This is a genomic window from Neopusillimonas aromaticivorans, from assembly GCF_030344915.1.
GTDB classification, from domain to species: Bacteria; Pseudomonadota; Gammaproteobacteria; order Burkholderiales; family Burkholderiaceae_B; genus Neopusillimonas; species Neopusillimonas aromaticivorans.
On sequence record NZ_CP128233.1, the window covers coordinates 978,827 to 1,001,479 of the forward strand.

The window sequence follows — 22,653 nt, forward strand, 5'->3', positions numbered from 1 at the left end:
GATCTGATTAGTCAATCCGGTTGCACGATCACTGATAGTCATCTGCCAGCCCGCTGCTGAACAAAACCTCCGCATCTTGGGCGTCCGCCACCGCATCCTGCACTTCCCGCCGTTTCAGGTTGAGCACACGCAGTTTGTCGCTGCCCTTCACCTGGGCGATGGACTCAATTCGGCGATAGGTATCAGCATGATTGGCAGCATACAGAGCCAAGCCCTGCAGCTTGACTAGCGCGTCGCTCAAATGCAGGCCGTGCGGGTCAACCAGATCGACGACGAGAGAGCCATCCCCTGAGTGGCAAAGAACAGAAAGTCCGGGCGAACAATGCCGTACTGCCCCGATTTCTCATAGGCAATACCCAGCGAAGCCTGCCCAGGCTGCTGCGGGTTGCGATACCAGAACGAGAACCCCGGCCTTGCCGATTCAGTCTCGACTACCGTCCGCTCCCAGTCATTCAGTTCAGCGGGGTATTTGCCGGCATCGTTGCATAGCAAGTGGTCATCCCAGACTGGGAGCACTCTCACCTTGCCGTTTTCGTTCGCCTTGGTTGCCTCATAACGAGCTTCAGGCTTGAGCAAGCCCACGTCCTGCGGCTCCGTGCTCATTTCGATGATCTGCCTGTAGGACTCGCGTCGATCATCGCTGAGCGCCTTGATCTGCGCCCCATACCGAGTCAACCAGTCCTTCGCTAGCTTATCGGCCTCAGCATCAAAATAGGCCTGCGCCTCCATCACCAGCCCCAAACCAGCAACGGTTACGCGGGCCTCCATGATGGCCTCAAGAAAGCCTTCCGGGTCTTCGTTCCGGTCGGCCTCCTGGCTCGCCAGATGGTCGACATACGAATGAGCAATCGCCGGGCTGAAGATGCGCGCCGCACGGCGGTAGGCATCGTCGATCACCGCCATATCGGCATCTTCCCAGAACTGTTCCAGGCTCCGGCCCTGTCCCAGCATGTCTGCTTTCACGGTTTTCCCGTCCACAACTAACACGGACTGCCGCTTGGCCTTGATCTTGGCTTCGTTGTCGGCCTGAAACGAATCCAAGGCGGCGTGCATCTCGGCGTGTGCCAGTCTGCCCGCGCCGGACAGAATATCGTCGGACGCCAATTCGTGTGCCAACGAAGTCAACCTGACCGCAGGCCTGGCACCACGTTGCGGCCGCGTTTGTGACGGCAACGCCTCGAATGCTTCCCACACGGCAGGCGCGACAGCAGGGTTCGGCTGCACCTCCATGTAGTCGATCAACACGCGCCCAGGCGTTGCCGCCTCGTTGCCAGTTGTCAGCTCATCGACCACCTGCTCCACGGCCTTGCGATTGAATTTCGGCAGCAAGCAGTCCACTGCGTTCAGGCGGTCGTTGCCAGGAATACGGCGGGCCAGCGGCGAACGTACCAGGCGACCCAGCAACTGCGTGATGTGCGTCTTGTCGCTGGCCGCACGGAACGACACCATGACCTCGGCACGCGGGCAATCCCAGCCGGTGCTGATCGCATCCTTGGCAATCAGCACCCGCACCCAGGCCGATTCTTGAACTCGCTGCGGCTCGATGTAGGGCACATCGCGGTTACCGAAGCGCTGTGTGGTGTGATCCCCAAAAACGTGCGCCACGCTGGCAGAGGGCAGCTCAGGGTAGCGCTCGAAAATGGTATCCAGCGCCCGCCCGATTTCATCGGGGTCAGGCGTGTTGGGCACCTGCAAAACCATCAATGGCACGACAAGCTGAGCTTCCTGTTGCTGCTTGGAATAAGCGCCCCAGGCAAGACTGGATTCCTTCAATTTATCGGTCGCACGCCGCACCAGCACGGTATCGAAATCGCCCGCATTGTCTGGAATATCCAGCAGGATGGTGTCCTTGATCAGGCCGGACTCTTGCACCTTGGACGCATCAACTTCCACATTGGGCAGCTTGATGTGTTTGCCTGCCGACTCAATCGCTTTGTTGAACCGCTCCACCGTGGCTGAAATACCCCAGACAGCAGGAACACCGGGCACGCTGCCCACGCCATTGATGAGCCGCTGCACAATCGTGCTTTTGGCGTTCTGGCTGGCTGCTGTCTGCACACCCATACCACGGTGCGCCTCATCCAGCACCAGATAAAGCGTCAAATCCGGGTCTTCAATGGTGTTCTGAATAGTGTCCCAAATCGTGTATGCCCGCAGGTCGGGCCGCATGTCCGCGAAGGTGCTGTCCAGCTTGGCGGCCATTTCTTCAGGATCATGGCCACGCACCAGCAAGCTGTTCTTGCTGAGCTTCTGGGTATTGAGGAAGTAAATTTTCCCCGCCTGGAATTTCGGTCTGTTGAAGGTGTTTTCCACCACCACCAGGTCGGTGTAGTTGATGCGGTCACTCGCCTCGATAAAGCGAAAGCGGGTCTGTTCGTTCAGCGAAGGGTCGTCGCTGAACCAGATCACCACCGCGCCGGGGTCGGCATCAAAGCTGAACTCATCATCACCGTGAAACAGCGCCTCGAATGTGGCAGCGGCCATCACGGTCTTACCCGCACCAGTCACCGCTGTAAGCGAAAACGCCGTTCGGTCGGATTCGTTATGCCACAGGCGGCGGGCCTTGCCCAGGTTATTCAGGGAGTCGCGGACGGCGTCGCGCTGGTAGTCTTTGAGCGTGAACTTCATCCGTTACTCTCCGTTAGTGAAGCTGAAATTGGTCAGATACGATTCGTACAAGCGCACCGGCTCGACGCCATCGGGCAACCGCTTGGCAATCGCCTGGAAGCGGCGGTCATCATCGGTGACGATATAGGCAATGCGTACTCCATCGGCCTTAGCCAGCGCCTTGATAAAGGGTGTGGCCGCATCCACATTGCTGAGCAAGCCATAAGTATTGGCCACCGCCCACCCATTGTCGGGCAGCTTGTCTATGCGACTGCCCTGCGCTCCTGCTCGCAGCCACAGCAACGGCGCAATCCGGTTGAACGCCAGGTTGTAATTGACCGATACCGGCGTCTCATAGGTCAGCGTGAAGAACTCTGCGTTTTCCTCGAAGCCTTCAGCCATCGGAAATTCATCGGTGAATTTGTAGTCGCCCTTGATGGGTTCGCCGTCGGGTGTCTTGCCCGTGATGGCAGCGGCAACGCGAGGTTTGGTGATGTAGTCGCAGATGCCCCACTTTTCCCACTCGGCATCGCCGGGACGCCAACCTGCTTCGCGCAACTTTTTCTGTTCGTCAGCGGCAACTTCGTTGTTAGTCACACTGATGCATTGGCGCTGCCCGCCGTCTTGCTTGTTAAGCCGCATTACAGCGTGCGCAGTGGTTCCAGAACCAGAAAAGAAGTCGAGAATAACAGCCTCCGATTTGTCAGAGACAAAGAAACGTAGTGCATCTTCAACCGCATAGAGCGACTTTGGAAATGGAAATCTGCGATAAGGAAGAAAATTCAGCAGCAACCTCGTGCCGTATTGTGTCGCATCATGTGAACCAATACGCCATTGAGAGCCAGGTACGGTAACGCGATCTGTCGTTTCTAGTGTCGAAGTAATTACCGATCCGTCGTCGCGACGCCCAAGCACCTCATAAGTTCCGTTCTCAATTTTCGAACGCTCGCCCTCTGCCAGGTAATATACGGGAGTTGTTTCACCCTTCAGTTCTCCAAGTCGAAGCCCTCCGGACGACAAAACTTCTCTCACAGTGGATGGCTTAAGCCGCCAACGTCCCTCTGTTCCGTTTTTGCGGATGGGCCAAACAGCTATCGTTCCATCGGGAGCTACCGTGTCGTGACGATTCGCACCTACCCCAATTGGTTCACCAACGCTATGGAACGATTTCCCATCTTCATAAACAAAAAAGGGTAGAAAGTTTCAGGGTGCCCGTCTCGAGTTGGACTTGATCCAGATTTTCGAAGTAAATCCCATCGAATGTCACCTTTATGAGTTCGGCCCTTTGTCGTGATCCACTCGTCAGAAAGGCGAATTGGTTTGACCCCACTTCGCCCCAGCATCACGAAAAATAATACTCGTCGGATCTGCCGAAATACCCTGCACGAGCAACCGCTGCTGGGTTGATTGAAACACTAACCATTTGGGTTCTAGCTTCTGGGAATACCTGTTCTAAAAGCAACCCAAGCCGCAGATACTCCTTTTCATCAATAGTTACGATCAACACTGAATCCGCCGGATTCAACAATTCTTTCGCTACCAGCAAGCGGCGCTCCATCATCGCCAGCCATTTGCTGTGACGATATTGGTCGTCGCCCTCCACATAGTCGTTGTTATACTTCCAGTCCTTCGCCCCGGTGTTATACGGCGGGTCGATATAGATGACGTCCACCTTTCCCCGGTGGGTATAGGTCAGCGCTTTGAGAGCGTGGTAGTTCTCACCGTTGATGACGGTGTGGCACGGCTTGTCGCCACCACGCTGCACTTTACCGGTGCTGACCAGGCCGGGATAGATGATGTCGCGGAACTGGGCTACCACCACCAAATCCCCCAGCGCCACGGTCTGCATTTCGACCTCTGTCGCATCCAGCAGCTCCAAGTCAGCCGTTTTCTTCGCCTTGTGGATCGACTTCACCTGCCACAGCCGCTGATCGCCCTTTTGGGTTGTGCCACGTTCCGACAGCACGCGCACCTTGTCGCCCTTGCGTATCGGGCGCAGCGGCAGTTCAACCGCTTCGGGGCTATGCCGCTCGAAGTTCAAGCCGAAGGGAAGGCGCGAAGAGAGAATCTTGAACTCTCGATCCAACTCAGCCCCCAGGGCCGAATCTTTGGCTTTTGCCTTGGCAATCAAATCAGTCAGTCTGGACACGGAAATGCTTTCCCTCTTTTGTTTCTTCGCTATTGATGGCGTGGTTGTACGACGCCGCAATGCTTGTAAATCGTGGTTCGAGATACGCCATAGCGACGGGCCACGTCAGCCACCTGAATATGGGGGTCACGCAGCAGGGCTTTGATCTCTCTAACCTGCTGTTCATCCAGCTTCGGCTTGCGGCCACCGGCGCGGCCACGGGCACGAGCGGCCGCCAACCCGGCTTGCGTCCGCTCTCGGATCAAACCGCGCTCAAATTCGGCCAGCGCTGCGAACACATGAAAAATAAGCTTGCCCGCCGCGCTGCCGGTTTCGATCTTTTCTGTCAAACTTTCAAAGCCGATGCTGCGCTGCTCAAGATCGGTCACGATCTGCACAAGGTCTGGCAGGCTGCGCCCGAGCCGATCCAGCCGCCACACCACCAGGGTGTCCCCTGCCCGCAGCGCCTTGCGGCACTGCTCAAGCTCGGGGCGAGCCGTATTCTTGCCACTGGCCGCTTCTTCATAGATCACGCCACACCCAGCCTGCTGGAGCGCGTCGCGCTGCAGGTCAAGGTGCTGATCATCGGTTGATACGCGGGCGTATCCTATGCGTTGATTCATGGACGCATCCGGGACATTGAAAACTTGACGCCGATATTAACACCAGAGAGCGGCTTTCACGAAGGTAAAGTGCGCCACTATGATCTGTTCAGAAAACCACCGTTTCACAGACACGTTAGATGCCGGCATTATCTACAGAGCCAGTAGATAAACTGAGTGTCAATTCACCTTCCTCTCCTTTCTAATCCAATACTGACGCAGGCTTTCCACCTGCCGACCAACCCCTCACACTACCTCTCCCGGAGCCCCCATGATCTCGCACAGTCAGATCTACCGCGCTCGCGCGTCCCTTGCCACCCACTACTACGCCGACCAGGCTGACGATTACTACAGCCGCGACGGTGGTGCCGCAACTTGGCAAGGCGATGGCGCCCGGCGCCTGGGAGCCGTCGGTGAGATTGACCCTGCCCGCTTCAAAGCCATGTTGCAGGGCGACTTCGGCCGGAATGTGACGGCTGGCCGGTCGATCCGCAAGGATGCCAAGGCCCGTGCTGCGCTTGATCTGACCTTTGGTGCGCCCAAGAGCATCACGCTGCAGGCACTGATTGGCGGCGATGAACGCCTGATTCATGCCAACGATCAAGCGGTGACTGCTGCTCTGGCCTATGTCGAACAACATCTGACCATGGGTCGCCACAAGGAAAACGGCAAGTCGCGGGTGGAACAGACAGGCAATCTCATCATTGCCAAGTTCCGCCATGAAACCGCCCGCCCTACGGAAGACGCAGCCCCTGACCCTCACCTGCATGTTCACGCCCTGCTGATGAACCTGACTCAGCGCGCCGACGGCAACTGGGTGTCGCTCTCGAACGAGGCGATTTTCAAGCTGCTGCGGGTGACAGACTCCATCTATCAGGCTGAGCTGGAACGTAATGTCCGCGCCCTGGGGTATGCCGTTCGCCATGAAAAGAACCATATCGAACTGGCCCATATCACCCGTGAACAGATCGAGTTTTTCAGTAAGCGCAGCGCCGGCATCACGGCTGAACTGACGGCTCGCGGCACCGCCCGCGACAACGCCCCTCATGCGCTGCGCCAGGGTATCAATCTGGCACACCGCCAGGAGAAAACCCAGGTTTTCAGCCGCGCGGAACTGCATCAGCAGTGGCGGGAAGCGGCAGCAACCATCGGAATGCAGTTTGACCAAGCACGCCACGACGCTGAACGACAGGCACCAGAAGCACGGGAAATATCTGCCGATCTTGTCGCACAGGCTTCGCTGGACTGGGCCATCCAGCACTTGGCTGAACGCGAGTCCGTCATGCCCCTGGCCGATCTGCTGCACAGCGCCGTACGCCATGCCGGGGGCCATACCAACATCACAGCCATTCAGGCAGCCATCCAGGGCCGTGTCGCATCCGGTGCGCTGATCCAGGAAGCGCCGCACTACAGCAGCACACAGGACAAGAACGCCCAGCCCATGACCCGCGAAGGATGGGCTGCTGAAGTCACCCGGCTGGCTGGATTGAACCAGGACACTGCCCTGCAGCTGGTTGATGACGCCATTGCCCAGGGCCGCCTGTTGATGGAAAGCCCACGCTACGCCACCCGCAAGGCCCATGAAGCCGAATCCAGGATACTGGCTGCTGAACAGACAGGCCGTGGTGCACTGGCAATCTACGATCAACGCCGCCGACGCTGAAAATGCTCTGGATACCCTGCTGACCCCCGGCCAGCGCGAAGCAGTCATGCTGATTACCACTGGCAGCGATCAAGTAGCAGGCATCCAGGGGCTCGCCGGTACGGGGAAATCCTTCGCCCTGCAAAACGCCCAAACCATTCTGCGTGAACAGGGTCACGCCATGACGGCCCTGGCTCCCTACGGGAACATGGTTCGCAACCTGCGCCAAGACGGCATTGCGGCCAACACCATTGCCTCCATCCTGGCCGCTGCCGACAAGCGCCCCTTCCTGGACTCCCTAGGACCGACATCAGTAGTGGTTATCGACGAAGCCGGGGTGGTACCGGTGCGACAGATGGACAAGCTGCTGGCCCTCATTCAGCCAACAGGCGCGAAGGTGGTGCTGCTGGGCGACACGGCCCAGACCAAGGCCATCGAGGCCGGCCGCGCCTTTGCCATGCTGCAGGAACAGGGAATGAAGACCGTCTTGATGGGCGACATCCAGCGCCAACGCTCGGCGCGGCTGCGCCAGGCGGTCGAACTCGCTGCCACAGGCCGGGCCAGTCACTCCTTGCCGCTGCTAAATACCATCCGCGTCATTCCAGATGAGTTCACCACCGACGAACATGGCAGGAAGACCCGCGACAGCTCAGCCCGTTATGAGGCCATCGCGAAGTCCTACACCGGACTGACGGCCACCGAACAGGCCAACACCATCGTCGTGACCGGCACCAACGCCTCAAGGAATGCAATCAATCAACGCATTCACGCCCTGCTTGGCCTGGAAGGCAAAGGCCGCCCGTGCCAATTGTTGGCCCGGCATGACACCACACGCGCCGAACGCAGTGTGGCCCGCTATTACACCGTGGGGGACATCGTGATTCCAGAGCGTGATTACAAGTGCGGCCTGAAACGCGGCGAACTCTACCGCGTGACCGGCAGCGCCCGCCATGACCGTATAAACGTCCTACCTTTCCACGCAGACCCAACAACCACGCAGCCCATAGAAATCATTCCCAAGACCATGAGCAAGCTGTCTGTCTATCATCTGAACGAGGCAGAATTGTCCGTAGCCGACCATGTCCGCATCACGCGCAACGATGCTCAACATGATCTGGTCAACGGGCAACTGGCGAAAGTCGTAGCCATCGACGCGGGCAGCGTCACCCTGGAAACCCAGGGCCGCCATGTCCAGCTACCCACAGACCGGCCCTTGAACATGGACTACGCCTATGCCACCACCGCGCACAGCGCTCAGGGGCTGACCTGCGACCGGGTGCTTTACAACGCCGAGAGCTTCAGCCGCACCACCGCCCAGGACACCTACTACGTCAGCATCTCGCGGGAACGGCATGAGGTGACGGTGTTCACCGACGATGCAGAGAAGCTGCCGGAAAGAGTGGACAGGCAGACTTACAAGGGACTGGCGCACGACCTGCAGCCTGCTGCCGCAAAGGTCTTTGGCCAGGATGAAAAGGAGCTGGCCGCATCGACTCTACCTGTCGAATCTGACCTTGAGGTAGATTGACGCAATTGTGCAGGCCGGTTGCAGGCAATGTGTAATTGGTGGGTAGTCCAGTTGCAGCCATGCTGCAGCTGGCATGCCCTCAGCAAGTCATGAGAGTGTATAAAGCCAGCCGTCGAGATGTAGTGGCACAACTGCGGAAAGAATTTATTCCACCGTCTACGCCCCGGAAGGCTACACCCGTGGCCTTTCCTTCCTCCTTCCAATCAACGGCTTATGCAATTCTGCAGCCCTGTTTGTCCTGCATCGGAGGTCACAACGCTTTCCCGCTAGGCATTTGAAAACACAACCCTTTCCCCACCCCGCCAGGGGTGCGTCATGTGTGGGACTTTTAAGGCCACAAATGAGCGAAGGCGAATTTTGGGACGGAAAGTCCCAGCCAGGCCGGGAACCGGGCTGGCATCGTCACCGGACAGGGTCCCAGGCGCAGCCTGGGAACTGCACGGCACCAGCAGCACAAGCTGCTCTGGCATGCTCCCCCAATAGCAATCCACCCGCAGAGAACAGCAAGCCCGACATTGCACACCCGCGGCAAACACGCGAGAATTTCTCTATGTGCAATCGCTACGTAACACCGGATCAGGCGGCTGTTGAACGCTACTGGCATGTAGGACGCCAGAACCCGCCAAGGCTCTGGGGGCCACAGGTGCATCCCCGGGGTATGGGGCCGTTTATTCGTGCAGGCGACCAGGGGCGGGAACTTGCCGTGGGCCAGTGGGCGCTGATTCCACCATTCGCCAAGGATGCCAGATTGCCCTATTCCACCAACAATGCACGCGCGGAAGAACTGGCGCAAAAGCCCACCTTTCGGCAAGCCTGGGCGCGGGGGCAGCGCTGCATCATTCCGGCGGAATCCTTCGAAGAACCCTGTTGGGAAAGCGGCAGCAATGTGTGGTGGCGGTTCCGGCGCGCCGATGGTGCGCCCTGGGGGCTGGCCGGTCTGTGGAATACTTGGGTGAGCCGGGAAACCGGCGAAGTGGTGGAAAGCTATACCATGCTCACGCTGAACGCAGACGCTCACCCTCTGATGAACAGGATGCACAAGCCGGATCCCTCCAAACCCGCCGGCGCGCAAGATAAGCGCTCGGTGATTCCGATTGAGCTGGCCGATGTCGATCAATGGCTGAACGGCAGCCAGGACGACGCGCAGGCGCTATTTACTCTGACGCCCGCTGCGGCATTCGATGCCATCCCGCTGGAACCGCCGCGACAGTCCAGCCTGATTTAATGATTTGCGCGGATCAGCGCGGGGATTGCGGCGACACACGCAACAAGGCCCGGCAAAGCCGGGCCAGGCGTGGTTTTCGCCAGGCCGGTGTTACCCGGCCTGTGGTGGGCTGTCGATCAGAATGGAATATCTGATGGTTCGACTTCATCAGGCGCTGCAGCGGGTGCCTTCGCCTTGCCGTTGCGGCCTTTCGGGCGGGCTACCGGCACCGCCTGCGCAGTACCAGCCTTGGCCGTCTCTGGGCTGCCCAACAGCTGCATTTGGTCTGCAATGATTTCCGTGGTGTAGCGGTCTGTGCCGGTGTCGGCATCCTGCCATTTGCGGGTTTTCAGTCGGCCTTCCACAAACACAGTGCGGCCTTTTCGCAGATACTCACCGGCGACTTCAGCCAGTCGGCCATAGAAAACGACGCGGTGCCATTCGGTTTCTTCGCGGCGCTCGCCTGTGGCCTTGTCCTTCCATTGGTGAGTCGTAGCAATCGACGCTGAGCAGACGGCTGCACCTTCTGCGGTGTAGCGGACTTCGGGGTCTTTGCCAAGGTTGCCGATCAGAGTAGCGCGGTTCAATGATGCCATGATGACTTCTCCTTTGTGTCAGTCAGGGTGAAAACCTGGGCGACCCTTCGCCCAGGTGGGAAAAGGCTTATTGCTGTCGCAGGGCGAGTTCCAGGGCGCGCATGAAATCCATTGCGGACCATTGGGCATTGGCCGTCAGTTGTCGAACCCAGGCGCTGCGTGTCGGACTCCAGCGAAAACCGTGGCGCTTGAGCAAGTCGCGAGTTTCCTTCGCCGGTTTGCCGTCAAACAGGAACATGGCGCGGTTTTCCCGCGGATCCTCGCGGTAGGTGTAGCCGGGGCCGCGGCGTTCAAACTCCGGCCGGTCGGCCACTTTCTCCAGGTCTTTGATGCGCTGGGCAATGCGGCGAATGTTGGCGTTGTTGTTCTGCAGCTGATACGGTGCAAAACCGATGCGCCCCATAAAGTCGGGTTTGACCAGTTCGCGGGCGCGGGCATCGTCCACCAGGCCGGTGGCTACCAGGGCGCTGATGCGGGTTTCCGGGTCGGCCTTGGCTTGGCGGCGAAGAATGCCATTCAGTTTCTTCATGGCGTCCTGCCATGCCTGCAACGATGCCAGCTTTGCCTTCAGCTTTTCGATGGCCTGCGGGTCATCGCTGGAAATGCCGCCCTTGCCTACTGCTGCGGCCTTGTCTGCGTAGTGTTCGGCCTTCTTCCGCAGTTCGAAGGATTTTTCATAGCCCTGCTGGATGCGCCCTCGATAACGGCGGTCGCCACGTTCGGAGTGATGGCCCACCAGAATCGGCTGACCAAAGGGGATGGCTTGTGCCATGTCGTGCGCCTGGGCGTGTGCCGCGTCTGCCTGTTGTTCAGCCTGTGCGGCCTTGGCCTGATACCCTGCTTTCCGTGCTGCCTGCTTCGCTTCATAGGTGTTCATGATCTGATCTCCAAATGAGGTTTCGGGTTTTCAGCTGACCGGATCCGAAGATTCTTGAGCCGGAACGTAAATCCGCCGTGTGGGGTTTACGCTGGCTCTCCGGTCTTGCCGCCGTCTTCCGTGAGTTCCGTCGCCGTGCCGATCTGGATCATGTAGCGCCGACCGGAAAGGGGCGGGAACGGAAGCCGCAGCCCGAAGCGAAGCGCAGGGACCGGGTGAGTACTCGGCGAAGCGAACCCCTTGCAGGGAGAAGCGCAGTGATACAGTCGGCGGTTTTGGCGACGGAACTCACGGAAGACGGAACAGCGGCCCGCCCAAGCGATGACCCCGCACGGCAGCCGCGCGGCGAGCGCCCTCAGCCGCGCCGGGCGCGGCTCTCACTTGGGCCAGCAGCCCAGGGCAAGCGCAGCGCGCAGCGCCGGCAGGCGCGGAGACGTGAGGGATGGAAGCCCGCAGGGGCAAGACGCCGCAGGCGGCTTGATGCGAAGCACGACAGCCCGGCCCGCAGCCGTCAGGCGGAGGGACACGAAAGCACGAAAGACTCGTCACATGGGAACTGGTGAATGCTAACTATACTTCCCCTGACAACTGAATAATTTCGCTTTTAGCGAAAAAATTGACACCTGAATGCGGCATGACCTATGATTCGATCAGCGGGATACGGAGACCATTCTCGCAGCAGTAGGAGCTTATGCTCCGTGGAGACTCTGTCTCTATCCTATGCCCTTGTCACGTCGCCGTCTGCCTCCGTTCACGGATGCACCACGCCGCAGCACTGGGGATAGCCGTTCTCAGCGAGATCTGAGAACGGGTGATTCGGTAGGGGAAAAGCGCAAGTCACTCCGTTAATTCTAGTGCTCCTGAAGCAAGCGAGAGGCCTAATTTTGGGTCGCTTTAAGGAGTTTATATGCTAGAAAATGAATCCGCTGAGTTGCGTTCGTCCATCGGTAGTAAACGACGCCCCTTTTGGGGAAAGGTCGGCCAGTTTGTATTTAGATCAGTTCGCTTTTTCGTGCCTTTATTATTCAGGGTTGAACAACTTCTGAAGTGGTGCGGATCCGTGAAGGACTATTTATCGGATTGGTTCCCATGATGGACTCACCCCGCCCTTATTACTCTAGGACAATACCATGCTTAATGAAGCACTCCGCCTGATGCGCACGTATCACGACTTGTCCCAGAGTCAGCTGAGTGTCGAACTCGGTATATCGAATTCACACATATCTGAGATTGAAGCAGGAAAGAAAACGCCGAGTATAGACTTACTAAACAAGTACAGCTCCAGATTTGATATACCTGTTTCGTCACTGATGTTTTTTTCAGAGACTCTAGATGAGAAAATTTCCACTGATCGCGTACGGCGAGGTGTTGCAAAGAAAGTAATTTCACTTTTAAAGTGGGTGGAGAAAAAAGAGGCGGCCCAGAGGGTATGTAAATGCGCCATGTCGACAATAAAAAATTATCCGATTGACCAGTGCGCTCTCTACAAAGTTAGATCAAAAGCGAGACTTTCGGGCATACTGGGTATATCTTTAAAAGAGCTGATTATTCTTTCGAGAAAGAACAATAATTATAGAATCTTTCAGCTGGGAGAAGAAACATGCCCTTTTACTGGAAAAGTGACGAAATCGCGTACCGTACAAGAACCGAAACCTGATCTTAAAAAGGTTCACTCTAGAATTCAAAAGCTCATTTCCCGGGTGGCGCCTCCGTCTTACGGTCACGCAGCCATAAAAGGGCGCTCGTACCGCACTAACGCGACACACCACCTTGAGGCGAAACGAGTGGCAACCTTAGACATAAGAAAATTCTACCCTTCTACTAAAAAATCTTTGGTTAGAAATTTCTTTCACGATCAATTACTCTGCGCGCCTGATGTATCTGACCTGCTGGCAGAAATTTGCTGCTTCACACAAAGACAAGGGGGTCATGTACTTTCCGGCCTTCCCACCGGTAGCCCATTGAGTCCTATTTTATCCCTCTATGTCAACAAACCGATGTTTGACAGATTGAACTCATATGGAATAAACAAAAATTTAGTTTTTACGTGCTACATCGATGATTTAACCTTTTCTGGCCCGACGCTGCCTCGCGATCTTGTTATAGAGGTTAAAAAAATCGTATTTTCATTTGGACATCGTGTAGCACTGGAAAAGACAAAAATTTATAGTGAATCTCAAGCCAAACACATTACCGGTGTAACGCTAGTAAACAACGAATTAAAGGTTCCGCACAGCCGTTTTAAGAAAGTACGTGCAATTGAGCAGCGGATCAGATCGATTCCCACATCAGATACCGCTGAACGTCTAGTTTTACATCGGAAATTAGCCGGACTGCTTGGCGAAGCTGCATTCCTCGATGCACGGTATCGGTCGTGGGCGCAGCGCTCTTACAGTGACCTGAGGGCTGCCCTCCAAGCTGCAAAGTAACGTTTTATAAGATATGTAGGGTTCATCCCCACATATCTGATCTCGGGAAAAAGTCTCTACATCTCCCCACGCTCCGCCAAGGAAATCGTTTCCGTCGCCGTCACGATGATATGGTCCAGAAACCGTACATCAATCAACGCCAGCGCTTTCTTGAGATGTTGGGTCAAATTCAGGTCGGCAGTGCTCGGTTCAGAGGATCCCGACGGGTGGTTGTGCGACATGATGAGCGCGGCGGCATTCAGGCGTAATGCCGTCTTCACGATCTCGCGCGGATACACGCTCGCCTGATTGATCGTTCCCATGCCCTGCTCTATGTACTGGATGGGCTTAAACCTGCTATCCAGATACAGGAAAGCTGCGCACTCATGCCCCAGGCCGGCCAGCTTGGATTGGAAGAACCTCCGTACCTTAGTCGGGTTATCGACCGGCTGTGACTGCGGCAGCAGGCTCTCTGCGGCCATGCGGCCAGCGGCAAGAATTTCGTCATCGCTGGCCAGCTTGTAGCGACCGCTCGGGCCACGCACATACAGGGCGGGCATCGCATTCATGTTGTCGTAGCTCAGCGCGGCGGTTTGGTTTTCCATGGTTCGTTCTCCTTTCGGGGTTAACTGGCACCGGGGCCGAAGATTCCGAGCCTTCTGTAGGTTTTGCGGTGTCCGCAGTACTACGTCTGGCCCGGAGTGCCACCGTTGCCGTGAGTTCGTCGCCTTGCCGCGCTGGATCAAGGAAGGACGAACGGAAAGGGGCGAGCACGGAAGCCGCAGCCCGCAGGAGAAAGAAGTGAACCGGAGGGACCGGGTGAGTACCCGGCGAAGCGCACCCCTTGCAGGGCGGAATGGAGTGATACAGTCGGCGTTTTAGGCGGCGCACTCACGGCAATGGTGGCCTGTGCCGATGGAGATATGACTGCGGACACTGGCCGCGCGGCGAGCGCCTATAGCCGCGACTCGCGCGGCTCTGAACTCTTTAGGGTTTTCTCATTCAGCGGTCAGACAACAAGTTACCGCCACACCTCTACCAAATCGTCCCATCGCGTCGTATACGAAGGCGACATCCGTTCCTGGCGCATCTGCCATGCGGCAGTCTCGTTATGCACGCTGCTAGCGAGTTTGATGGTGTCTCGCCCGTACCGGGTATTCAAGCAGTCCAGCACACACATGGCTTTGTTCACCTGCCGCGAATCAGCCTCGGAATCCTGAACATCAAACGCTAACTGCTGCTGGGCCTGGGCTTCGAGCCTTGGCTGCACATCCAGCAGACAGACACCGGCTTTCGCGTAAGCGAAACCGGGCCGGAAGAATTTTCGCAGTGCCTGCCGTGTTGCTGCCAGCAGCACACGGGTGTCGTCAGTCGGTTCACCCAGGGGCATCACTGCACTGCCGCTGTATTGTGGGGTCTGTCTGAAGAAGCTGGTCCTGGCAAACACATGAATGGCCGTGGTCATCGACGCCTGCCCTCGCAGTTTTTCTGCGGCACGGCCTGTAAAAACGCTGAGCGCTTCCATCAGCGCGCCGATGTCACCCACCGGAGAACCAAAACTGCGAGAGCACATGATCTGCTTTTTGGGGGCCGGACTGTCTTCCCATGCGATACACGACTCCCCAGCCAGCTCTCTGGCTGTCTTGGCCATAACAATGGAAAACGTATCACGGAGCACTCGCGCATCTGCACAGGCCAAGTCAGCGGCTGTCTGTATGCCCAGCTCCTGCAGCCTAGGGGCCAACCGTCGGCCCACACCCCACACCTCAGCTACCGGCACATGGCGAATCGCACGCATCAGGCGTTCGTGCGACAGCCCTGACAGATCACACACGCCTTCGAGCCTGGGCAGCGACTTGGCCAGGTGATTGGCAAGTTTCGCCAGGGTTTTGCTCGGGCCGATGCCAACACAGGTGGGGATCCCCACCCACTGCAGCACCCGGCTACGAACGGCCGTTCCAATTTCCCGCCCCGTACCCGGCACCCCGGTCAGATCGAGAAAGGACTCGTCAATGGAATAGATTTCCTGCCGAGGAGAAAACTGCCCGATGACATGCATCATCCTTTCGCTGAGGTTGTCGTTTTCAGAAGACGGCTGCACTGAACGTCAGAAGCCGACTGCACTATAGCAGCGGAGGGGTTGGATCCATCAGGCAACGACGGGCTGCTGCCGGCCATCAGCGGACGCAGGGAGGACTTTCCGCAACCGGCCGTTCGATGCGGCACCGATGGCCTTCGCGCAGGGGTAGTGAATCCGCCAGGATTGACTTGCGCTGCCCTACCTCTCACTAGTGAGGGGCGGCAGCGCATCAAGCGGTGAGCGCACTCCGGCACCGCCAACTTTCAGCACATGCGTGTAAATCATCGTCGTAGAGACGTCGGAATGGCCGAGCAGATCCTGCACGGTTCGAATGTCGTAACCGCTGCGGAGCAAGGCCGTCGCGAACGAGTGGCGGAGGGTGTGCGGTGTGGCGGGCTTCGTGATGCCTGCTTGTTCTACGGCACGTTTGAAGGCGCGCTGAAAGGTCTGGTCATACATGTGATGGCGACGCACGACACCGCTCCGTGGATCGGTCGAATGCGTGTGCTGCGCAAAAACCCAGAACCACGGCCAGGAATGCCCGGCGCGCGGATACTTCCGCTCAAGGGCGTCGGGAAGCGCAACGCCGCTGCGGCCCTCGGCCTGGTCCTTCAGCCACCATGCCCGTGCACGCGACAGCTGCTCGCGCAGGCTGGGTGCCAAGCTCTCGGGTAACATCAAGGCCCGATCCTTGGAGCCCTTGCCCTCCCGCACGATGATCGTGCCGTGATCGAAATCCAGATCCTTGACCCGCAGTTGCAAACCCTCACTGATCCGCATGCCCGTTCCATACAGAAGCTGGGCGAACAAACGATGCTCGCCTTCCAGAAAACCGAGGATGCGAACCACTTCATCCGGGGTCAGCACCACCGGCAAGCGCCGCGACGGCCGAGGTCTTCCGATCTCCTGAAGCCAGTGGCAGATCCGTGCACAGCACCTTGCCGTAGAAGAACAGCAAGGCCGCCAATGCCTGACGATGCGTGGAGACCGAAACCTTGCGCTCGTTCGCCAGCCAGGACAGAAATGCCTCGACTTCGCTGCTGCCCAAGGTTGCCGGGTGACGCACACCGTGGAAACGGATGAAGGCACGAACCCAGTGGACATAAGCCTGTTCGGTTGGTAAGCTGTAATGCAAGTAGCGTATGCGCTCACGCAACTGGTCCAGAACCTTGACCGAACGCAGCGGTGGTAACGGCGCAGTGGCGGTTTTCATGGCTTGTTATGACTGTTTTTTTGTACAGTCTATGCCTCGGGCATCCAAGCAGCAAGCGCGTTACGCCGTGGGTCGATGTTTGATGTTATGGAGCAGCAACGATGTTACGCAGCAGGGCAGTCGCCCTAAAACAAAGTTAGCCATATGAACTCGGAATCAGTACGCATTTATCTCGTTGCTGCGATGGGAGCCAATCGGGTTATTGGCAATGGTCCTAATATCCCCTGGAAAATTCCGGGTGAGCAGAAGATTTTTCGCAGACTCACTGAGGGAAAAGTCGTTGTCATGGGGCGAAAGACCTTTGAGTCTATCGGCAAGCCTCTACCGAACCGTCACACATTGGTAATCTCACGCCAAGCTAACTACCGCGCCACTGGCTGCGTAGTTGTTTCAACGCTGTCGCACGCTATCGCTTTGGCATCCGAACTCGGCAATGAACTCTACGTCGCGGGCGGAGCTGAGATATACACTCTGGCACTACCTCACGCCCACGGCGTGTTTCTATCTGAGGTACATCAAACCTTCGAGGGTGACGCCTTCTTCCCAATGCTCAACGAAACAGAATTCGAGCTTGTCTCAACCGAAACCATTCAAGCTGTAATTCCGTACACCCACTCCGTTTATGCGCGTCGAAACGGCTAACCATTCCGTCAACGGGACGCCAAAATGCTGCGCATTTTGGTTCCTCCGCTGCGCTCCGGCTCTCGTTACGTCCAACGTTAGCACCACTGAAACCCAGCTTTATTTAGCTCATGTTTATTCAAACGGCATTTAGCTTTTCAGGCGTTATTCAGTGCCTGTTTTGCCTTTTTCCGGGCTTCGCCTGCATGGGCTGCGCAGGTTTTCAGTCTTTTTGGCCTCTAGCCCTTGCGTAGCAAGCGCAAGCAGCTATCGTTTTTGCAGTGCTGTGCCGCCTCGGTGGCGCAGCGTTTTTTCACGGTTAGCGCCCGTCGCCAAATTCAAGTTATCCGTTTTGGCTTCTGGTTCTAACATTTCGGTCAAGCCGACCCGCATTCTGCGGTCGGCTTACCTCGCCCGTTAGACATCATGAGGGAAGCGGTGACCATCGAAATTTCGAACCAACTATCAGAGGTGCTAAGCGTCATTGAGCGCCATCTGGAATCAACGTTGCTGGCCGTGCATTTGTACGGCTCCGCAGTGGATGGCGGCCTGAAGCCATACAGCGATATTGATTTGTTGGTTACTGTGGCCGTAAAGCTTGATGAAACGACGCGGCGAGCATTGCTCAATGATCTTATGGAGGCTTCGGCTTTCCCTGGCGAGAGCGAGACGCTCCGCGCTATAGAAGTCACCCTTGTCGTGCATGACGACATCATCCCGTGGCGTTATCCGGCTAAGCGCGAGCTGCAATTTGGAGAATGGCAGCGCAATGACATTCTTGCGGGTATCTTCGAGCCAGCCATGATCGACATTGATCTAGCTATCCTGCTTACAAAAGCAAGAGAACATAGCGTTGCCTTGGTAGGTCCGGCAGCGGAGGAATTCTTTGACCCGGTTCCTGAACAGGATCTATTCGAGGCGCTGAGGGAAACCTTGAAGCTATGGAACTCGCAGCCCGACTGGGCCGGCGATGAGCGAAATGTAGTGCTTACGTTGTCCCGCATTTGGTACAGCGCAATAACCGGCAAAATCGCGCCGAAGGATGTCGCTGCCGACTGGGCAATAAAACGCCTACCTGCCCAGTATCAGCCCGTCTTACTTGAAGCTAAGCAAGCTTATCTGGGACAAAAAGAAGACCACTTGGCCTCACGCGCAGATCACTTGGAAGAATTTATTCGCTTTGTGAAAGGCGAGATCATCAAGTCAGTTGGTAAATGATGTCTAACAATTCGTTCAAGCCGACCGCGCTACGCGCGGCGGCTTAACTCCGGCGTTGTACGTAAAACTCGAAGGCAATTTTAGTATGAAAGAAAAGGTAGTTGTTGATAAAGCGATTTCACTCTATACCGAATCATTCGGCGACCCGGCCCATGAACCCATTATCCTGATCATGGGGGCAATGTCGTCTGCGGTGTGGTGGCCTGATGAGTTTTGCTCCCAACTAGCCAAAATGGGTCGCTATGTGATCCGGTACGACCACCGTGATACCGGGAAATCAACAAGCTATGAGCCAGGTCAAGCTCCATATTCCGTTGAAGAATTAGCAGATGATGTGGTTCGCGTCATTGATGGTTATGGTCTGGAAGCTGCTCATTTAGTCGGCATGTCTTTGGGGGATTTCTTTCCCAGCTTGTAGCTCTCAAGTATCCGAAACGTGTGAAGAGCTTGACGCTGATTGCTTCAGAACGGCTTGCAGATGCAGATCCTGATATGCCCGCTTTTGATCCTGCCATCATTGAGTATCACCAACGGGCGGAATCGCTGGATTGGTCTGATAGAGATGCTGTCGTCGCGTATCAGGTCGGAGCGTGGCGAATCAACTCAGGTACTGCGCATGCTTTTGACGCTGAGAAGATACAAAATATCGCTGAGTTAAATTTTGATCGCACTCCGAATATCCTGACAACATTCAACCACACTACTTTAGGTGGTGGCGAGAGATGGCTCGGGAGATTAAATGAGATAGCTGTACCAACTTTGATCATTCACGGCACGGAGGATCCTGTACTTCCTTATGTGCATGGGTTGGCACTGAAAGATGCGATTCGTGGTTCAAAAATGCTGACACTCGAAGGCACGGGACATGAGTTGCATCATGAAGACTGGCCGAGGATTATCCAGGCGATTAAGGGGCAAACGTCATAGCTATCGGTTGCACCGTACAACAAGTTGCTGCACCGTAAAAATTACTCGCTGCGCTCGCAATTTTCCGGTGAGCAAGGCGTTAGGCAGCACAGAGCGACCATTTCATGTCCGCGAGCACCCCCCATAACTCTTCGCCTCATGACCGAGCGCGACCTGCCGATGCTCCATGATTGGCTCAACCGGCCGCACATCGTTGAGTGGTGGGGTGGTGACGAAGAGCGACCGACTCTTGATGAAGTGCTGGAACACTACCTGCCCAGAGCGATGGCGGAAGAGTCCGTAACACCGTACATCGCAATGCTGGGCGAGGAACCGATCGGCTATGCTCAGTCGTACGTCGCGCTCGGAAGCGGTGATGGCTGGTGGGAAGATGAAACTGATCCAGGAGTGCGAGGAATAGACCAGTCTCTGGCTGACCCGACACAGTTGAACAAAGGCCTAGGAACAAGGCTTGTCCGCGCTCTCGTTGAACTACTGTTCTCGGACCCCACCGTGACGAAGATTCAGACCGACCCGACTCCGAACAACCATCGAGCCATACGCTGCTATGAGAAGGCAGGATTCGTGCGGGAGAAGATCATCACCACGCCTGACGGGCCGGCGGTTTACATGGTTCAAACACGACAAGCCTTCGAGAGAAAGCGCGGTGTTGCCTAACAACTCATTCAAGCCGACGCCGCTTCGCGGCGCGGCTTAATTCAGGTGTTAGCCACCAAGAAGGTGCCATGAAAACATTTGCCGCATATGTAATTATCGCGTGTCTTTCGAGTACGGCATTAGCTGGTTCAATTACAGAAAATACGTCTTGGAACAAAGAGTTCTCTGCCGAAGCCGTCAATGGTGTCTTCGTGCTTTGTAAAAGTAGCAGTAAATCCTGCGCTACCAATGACTTAGCTCGTGCATCAAAGGAATATCTTCCAGCATCAACATTTAAGATCCCCAGCGCAATTATCGGCCTAGAAACTGGTGTCATAAAGAATGAGCATCAGGTTTTCAAATGGGACGGAAAGCCAAGAGCCATGAAGCAATGGGAAAGAGACTTGACCTTAAGAGGGGCAATACAAGTTTCAGCTGTTCCCGTATTTCAACAAATCGCCAGAGAAGTTGGCGAAGTAAGAATGCAGAAATACCTTAAAAAATTTTCCTATGGCAACCAGAATATCAGTGGTGGCATTGACAAATTCTGGTTGGAAGGCCAGCTTAGAATTTCCGCAGTTAATCAAGTGGAGTTTCTAGAGTCTCTATATTTAAATAAATTGTCAGCATCTAAAGAAAACCAGCTAATAGTAAAAGAGGCTTTGGTAACGGAGGCGGCACCTGAATATCTAGTGCATTCAAAAACTGGTTTTTCTGGTGTGGGAACTGAGTCAAATCCTGGTGTCGCATGGTGGGTTGGGTGGGTTGAGAAGGAGACAGAGGTTTACTTTTTCGCCTTTAACATGGATATAGACAACGAAAGTAAGTTGCCGCTAAGAAAATCCATTCCCACCAAAATCATGGAAAGTGAGGGCATCATTGGTGGCTAACAAGTCGTATATGGACTCCTCCGTCAACCAGTAATTGCGCGATGGATCCTGCGGTCGGGAAGCGGTGCGGTTGCATTCGTATATTCGGCCTTGCGGTGGGCGCAAGCGCCCGGGCCATCATGGAAGTCGCGAAGCGGGTGCCTATCGTTCAAGCGGCCTCGTGGGCCGGCATTGTTATCGGCGTGTTCCGCTTCGGGACCGAACCCTTCGCCATGAGCAAGATGTTTCCGGCAATGCCTGATCGGGTGGAACGGTGAAGTGGCGGGTCAGGCGGCGAGCGGTTGCCGGCTGACGTGGTGTGCATCGAAGGGCTTGCCGTGGTGCTCCATTGCCCACAGCCGCCGCGCCAGCTTGTTGGCCAGCGCGCAGGCCGCCTTGTTGTGGCCGCGCTTGTCCTGCACGCCCAGCGCCCAGTGCCTGCAGCGGATCCAGCGGCTGGCCGCGTTTGTGCTTGAGCCGCGCGCCTTGCAACACCGCGCGGGCGCCGTGAATGAACAAGGTGCGCAGGTAGGCATCGCCTCGCTTGGTCATCCGCCCCAGCCGTCGCTGCTGGCCAGAGGAATGCTCGCGCGGGGTCAGGCCCAGCCACGCCGACAACTGGCGACCGCTCCTGAACCGCGCCAGGTCGCCGGCACCGGCGCGCAGGGCCGTGGCGGTGAGCAGGCCCACTCCCGGCACGCGCTGGTAGCGCTGCACGGCGACATCGCGCTGCGCGTACTCGTCGAGCCGTTGTTCGATGGCCCGCATGTCTGCCTGGATGTGCAGCAGCCGCTGCAGCTGCTCGCCCAGGCTGTGCCGCAACGGCATCGGCAGATCGTTGTCGCCGTCCTCCAGCGCATCGCGCACTTGCGCCGACACCCGGGCCGCGCCCTGTGCGATGACGATGCCGAACTCGCGCAGCACGCCGCGCAGCAGATTGATCGTCGCCGTGCGCTCGCGCTTGAGGTGCTCACGCAACCGGTGCTGCGCCTGGATGGCCTGCTGCTCCGGCGTCTTCACCGGCACGCTGGCGATGCCGCCGCAGCGGTCGGCCTCGAGGATGCCGGATGCATCGTTGCGATCGGTCTTGTTGCCACGCACGTAAGGGCGCACGTCGCTGGCCGGCAGCAGCCGCACCGCGTGCCCCTGCCGCACGAAGCGCCGCGCCCAGTGGTGCGCGCTGCCGCAGGCTTCCATCACGATCCGCAGCGGCGGTCGCTGCTCGAACGCGCGGGCAAACGCCCGCCGCGTCAGCCGTTTCCGTTCGATCACCCGACCCTGGCCATCGGCAAATGCCAGCTCGAATACGTCTTTTGCAAGATCAACCGCAACGGTCGTAGCATGCATGGCGGACTCCTCTCGTGATCCCGTGTCCTGATGGAAATATCAGTCTGGCTCCCGAAGCCGTGTGGGCGATGCGGGAGGAGTCCATTCCATCACTCAAGGTCGCTCCCTGCGGTCGCTGGACAGTCCCAGTCGGCGCATGCTTCGCATTTT

General features: G+C 57.0%; 17 protein-coding genes and 4 pseudogenes. 11 read left to right on the plus strand and 10 right to left on the minus strand.

The window, feature by feature from the left end; all coding sequences use genetic code 11:
* Positions 1-28: 28 nt before the first annotated feature.
* From N7E01_RS05175 to N7E01_RS05195, 4 genes and pseudogenes are all read right to left on the minus strand, one after another.
* Entirely contained in the window at positions 29-241 is a 213-nt protein-coding gene (locus N7E01_RS05175; RefSeq protein ID WP_289174845.1) for a hypothetical protein, read from the minus strand.
* Positions 238-2,628, minus strand: a complete 2,391-nt coding sequence (locus tag N7E01_RS05180) for a DEAD/DEAH box helicase (RefSeq protein WP_289174846.1) — start codon at positions 2,626-2,628, stop codon at positions 238-240. Before N7E01_RS05180 ends, N7E01_RS05175 begins: the two co-directional genes overlap by 4 nt.
* 3 nt (positions 2,629-2,631) lie before the next feature.
* A pseudogene (locus N7E01_RS19290) lies at positions 2,632-4,693 on the minus strand (site-specific DNA-methyltransferase).
* 92 nt (positions 4,694-4,785) lie between these two features.
* A complete protein-coding gene (locus N7E01_RS05195; RefSeq protein ID WP_113934837.1) occupies positions 4,786-5,358 on the minus strand; it encodes a recombinase family protein in 573 nt (190 codons plus the stop codon).
* A gap of 250 nt (positions 5,359-5,608) precedes the next feature.
* Here N7E01_RS05195 and mobF point away from each other — a divergent pair, with 250 nt between their 5' ends.
* The 3 genes from mobF (at position 5,609) to N7E01_RS05210 (ending at position 9,732) form a co-directional block, all read left to right on the plus strand.
* Positions 5,609-7,000, plus strand: a complete 1,392-nt coding sequence (gene mobF, locus N7E01_RS05200) for a MobF family relaxase (protein ID WP_289174849.1) — start codon at positions 5,609-5,611, stop codon at positions 6,998-7,000.
* Positions 6,918-8,507 carry an ATP-dependent DNA helicase gene (locus N7E01_RS05205; protein ID WP_289174850.1) on the plus strand — a complete coding sequence of 530 codons (1,590 nt, stop codon included), beginning with the start codon at positions 6,918-6,920 and terminating at the stop codon, positions 8,505-8,507. Before mobF ends, N7E01_RS05205 begins: the two co-directional genes overlap by 83 nt.
* A gap of 550 nt (positions 8,508-9,057) precedes the next feature.
* Entirely contained in the window at positions 9,058-9,732 is a 675-nt protein-coding gene (locus N7E01_RS05210) for an SOS response-associated peptidase (protein ID WP_289174851.1), read from the plus strand.
* 116 nt (positions 9,733-9,848) lie between these two features.
* Here the strand turns inward: N7E01_RS05210 and ssb are convergent, their stop codons facing one another.
* Positions 9,849-10,307, minus strand: coding sequence for a single-stranded DNA-binding protein (gene ssb / locus N7E01_RS05215; protein ID WP_289174852.1), 459 nt, complete (start codon positions 10,305-10,307; stop codon positions 9,849-9,851).
* 67 nt (positions 10,308-10,374) lie between these two features.
* Positions 10,375-11,184 (minus strand): DUF3560 domain-containing protein, encoded by an 810-nt coding sequence (locus tag N7E01_RS05220; protein ID WP_289174853.1) that lies wholly within the window; start codon positions 11,182-11,184, stop codon positions 10,375-10,377.
* Between the two features lie 1,130 nt (positions 11,185-12,314).
* On the opposite strand from N7E01_RS05220, the gene N7E01_RS05225 reads away from it, so the two are divergent.
* Positions 12,315-13,613, plus strand: a complete 1,299-nt coding sequence (locus N7E01_RS05225; RefSeq protein WP_289174854.1) for a helix-turn-helix domain-containing protein — start codon at positions 12,315-12,317, stop codon at positions 13,611-13,613.
* A gap of 56 nt (positions 13,614-13,669) precedes the next feature.
* Here the strand turns inward: N7E01_RS05225 and N7E01_RS05230 are convergent, their stop codons facing one another.
* The 3 genes and pseudogenes from N7E01_RS05230 to intI1 all read right to left on the minus strand — a co-directional run bounded on the left by N7E01_RS05230 (position 13,670) and on the right by intI1 (position 16,885).
* Positions 13,670-14,197 (minus strand): JAB domain-containing protein, encoded by a 528-nt coding sequence (locus tag N7E01_RS05230; RefSeq protein WP_289174855.1) that lies wholly within the window; start codon positions 14,195-14,197, stop codon positions 13,670-13,672.
* Between the two features lie 416 nt (positions 14,198-14,613).
* The gene (locus N7E01_RS05235) at positions 14,614-15,693 is read right to left on the minus strand and encodes a Y-family DNA polymerase (RefSeq protein ID WP_434089558.1); all 1,080 of its coding nucleotides are present in this window, start codon (positions 15,691-15,693) and stop codon (positions 14,614-14,616) included.
* Between the two features lie 177 nt (positions 15,694-15,870).
* Positions 15,871-16,885, minus strand: a pseudogene (gene intI1 / locus N7E01_RS05240) (class 1 integron integrase IntI1).
* Between the two features lie 144 nt (positions 16,886-17,029).
* On the opposite strand from intI1, the gene dfrA12 reads away from it, so the two are divergent.
* The 7 genes and pseudogenes from dfrA12 to N7E01_RS05280 all read left to right on the plus strand — a co-directional run bounded on the left by dfrA12 (position 17,030) and on the right by N7E01_RS05280 (position 21,434).
* Positions 17,030-17,527: a trimethoprim-resistant dihydrofolate reductase DfrA12 gene (dfrA12, locus tag N7E01_RS05245; RefSeq protein ID WP_001083725.1), complete on the plus strand. Its 498-nt coding sequence runs from the start codon at positions 17,030-17,032 to the stop codon at positions 17,525-17,527.
* A 151-nt stretch (positions 17,528-17,678) separates the two neighbouring features.
* Positions 17,679-17,927, plus strand: coding sequence for a DUF1010 domain-containing protein (locus N7E01_RS05250; protein WP_224450643.1), 249 nt, complete (start codon positions 17,679-17,681; stop codon positions 17,925-17,927).
* A gap of 5 nt (positions 17,928-17,932) precedes the next feature.
* Positions 17,933-18,724 (plus strand): ANT(3'')-Ia family aminoglycoside nucleotidyltransferase AadA2, encoded by a 792-nt coding sequence (locus N7E01_RS05255; protein WP_001206356.1) that lies wholly within the window; start codon positions 17,933-17,935, stop codon positions 18,722-18,724.
* A 232-nt stretch (positions 18,725-18,956) separates the two neighbouring features.
* Positions 18,957-19,651: pseudogene (locus tag N7E01_RS05265) on the plus strand (alpha/beta fold hydrolase).
* Between the two features lie 99 nt (positions 19,652-19,750).
* The gene (locus tag N7E01_RS05270) at positions 19,751-20,308 is read left to right on the plus strand and encodes an AacA4 family aminoglycoside N(6')-acetyltransferase (protein WP_289175745.1); all 558 of its coding nucleotides are present in this window, start codon (positions 19,751-19,753) and stop codon (positions 20,306-20,308) included.
* 68 nt (positions 20,309-20,376) lie between these two features.
* The gene (locus N7E01_RS05275) at positions 20,377-21,177 is read left to right on the plus strand and encodes an OXA-10 family extended-spectrum class D beta-lactamase OXA-17 (protein ID WP_032491804.1); all 801 of its coding nucleotides are present in this window, start codon (positions 20,377-20,379) and stop codon (positions 21,175-21,177) included.
* Between the two features lie 119 nt (positions 21,178-21,296).
* Positions 21,297-21,434 carry a hypothetical protein gene (locus N7E01_RS05280; protein ID WP_226955427.1) on the plus strand — a complete coding sequence of 46 codons (138 nt, stop codon included), beginning with the start codon at positions 21,297-21,299 and terminating at the stop codon, positions 21,432-21,434.
* A gap of 9 nt (positions 21,435-21,443) precedes the next feature.
* Here the strand turns inward: N7E01_RS05280 and N7E01_RS05285 are convergent.
* Positions 21,444-22,503, minus strand: a pseudogene (locus N7E01_RS05285) (IS110-like element ISPa25 family transposase).
* Positions 22,504-22,653: the final 150 nt, after the last annotated feature.

What these genes read in the sequence shown, in the direction of transcription:
- ssb (WP_289174852.1), bottom strand. Translation starts at nt 10,307, where the DNA reads ATGGCATCATTGAACCGCGCTACTCTGATCGGCAACCTTGGCAAAGAC.
- N7E01_RS05220 (WP_289174853.1), bottom strand. Translation starts at nt 11,184, where the DNA reads ATGAACACCTATGAAGCGAAGCAGGCAGCACGGAAAGCAGGGTATCAG.
- N7E01_RS05225 (WP_289174854.1), top strand. Translation starts at nt 12,315, where the DNA reads ATGCTTAATGAAGCACTCCGCCTGATGCGCACGTATCACGACTTGTCC.
- N7E01_RS05205 (WP_289174850.1), top strand. Translation starts at nt 6,918, where the DNA reads ATGAAGCCGAATCCAGGATACTGGCTGCTGAACAGACAGGCCGTGGTG.
- N7E01_RS05280 (WP_226955427.1), top strand. Translation starts at nt 21,297, where the DNA reads ATGGAAGTCGCGAAGCGGGTGCCTATCGTTCAAGCGGCCTCGTGGGCC.
- mobF (WP_289174849.1), top strand. Translation starts at nt 5,609, where the DNA reads ATGATCTCGCACAGTCAGATCTACCGCGCTCGCGCGTCCCTTGCCACC.
- N7E01_RS05275 (WP_032491804.1), top strand. Translation starts at nt 20,377, where the DNA reads ATGAAAACATTTGCCGCATATGTAATTATCGCGTGTCTTTCGAGTACG.
- N7E01_RS05255 (WP_001206356.1), top strand. Translation starts at nt 17,933, where the DNA reads ATGAGGGAAGCGGTGACCATCGAAATTTCGAACCAACTATCAGAGGTG.
- N7E01_RS05195 (WP_113934837.1), bottom strand. Translation starts at nt 5,358, where the DNA reads ATGAATCAACGCATAGGATACGCCCGCGTATCAACCGATGATCAGCAC.
- N7E01_RS05230 (WP_289174855.1), bottom strand. Translation starts at nt 14,197, where the DNA reads ATGGAAAACCAAACCGCCGCGCTGAGCTACGACAACATGAATGCGATG.
- N7E01_RS05210 (WP_289174851.1), top strand. Translation starts at nt 9,058, where the DNA reads ATGTGCAATCGCTACGTAACACCGGATCAGGCGGCTGTTGAACGCTAC.
- dfrA12 (WP_001083725.1), top strand. Translation starts at nt 17,030, where the DNA reads ATGAACTCGGAATCAGTACGCATTTATCTCGTTGCTGCGATGGGAGCC.
- N7E01_RS05180 (WP_289174846.1), bottom strand. Translation starts at nt 2,628, where the DNA reads ATGAAGTTCACGCTCAAAGACTACCAGCGCGACGCCGTCCGCGACTCC.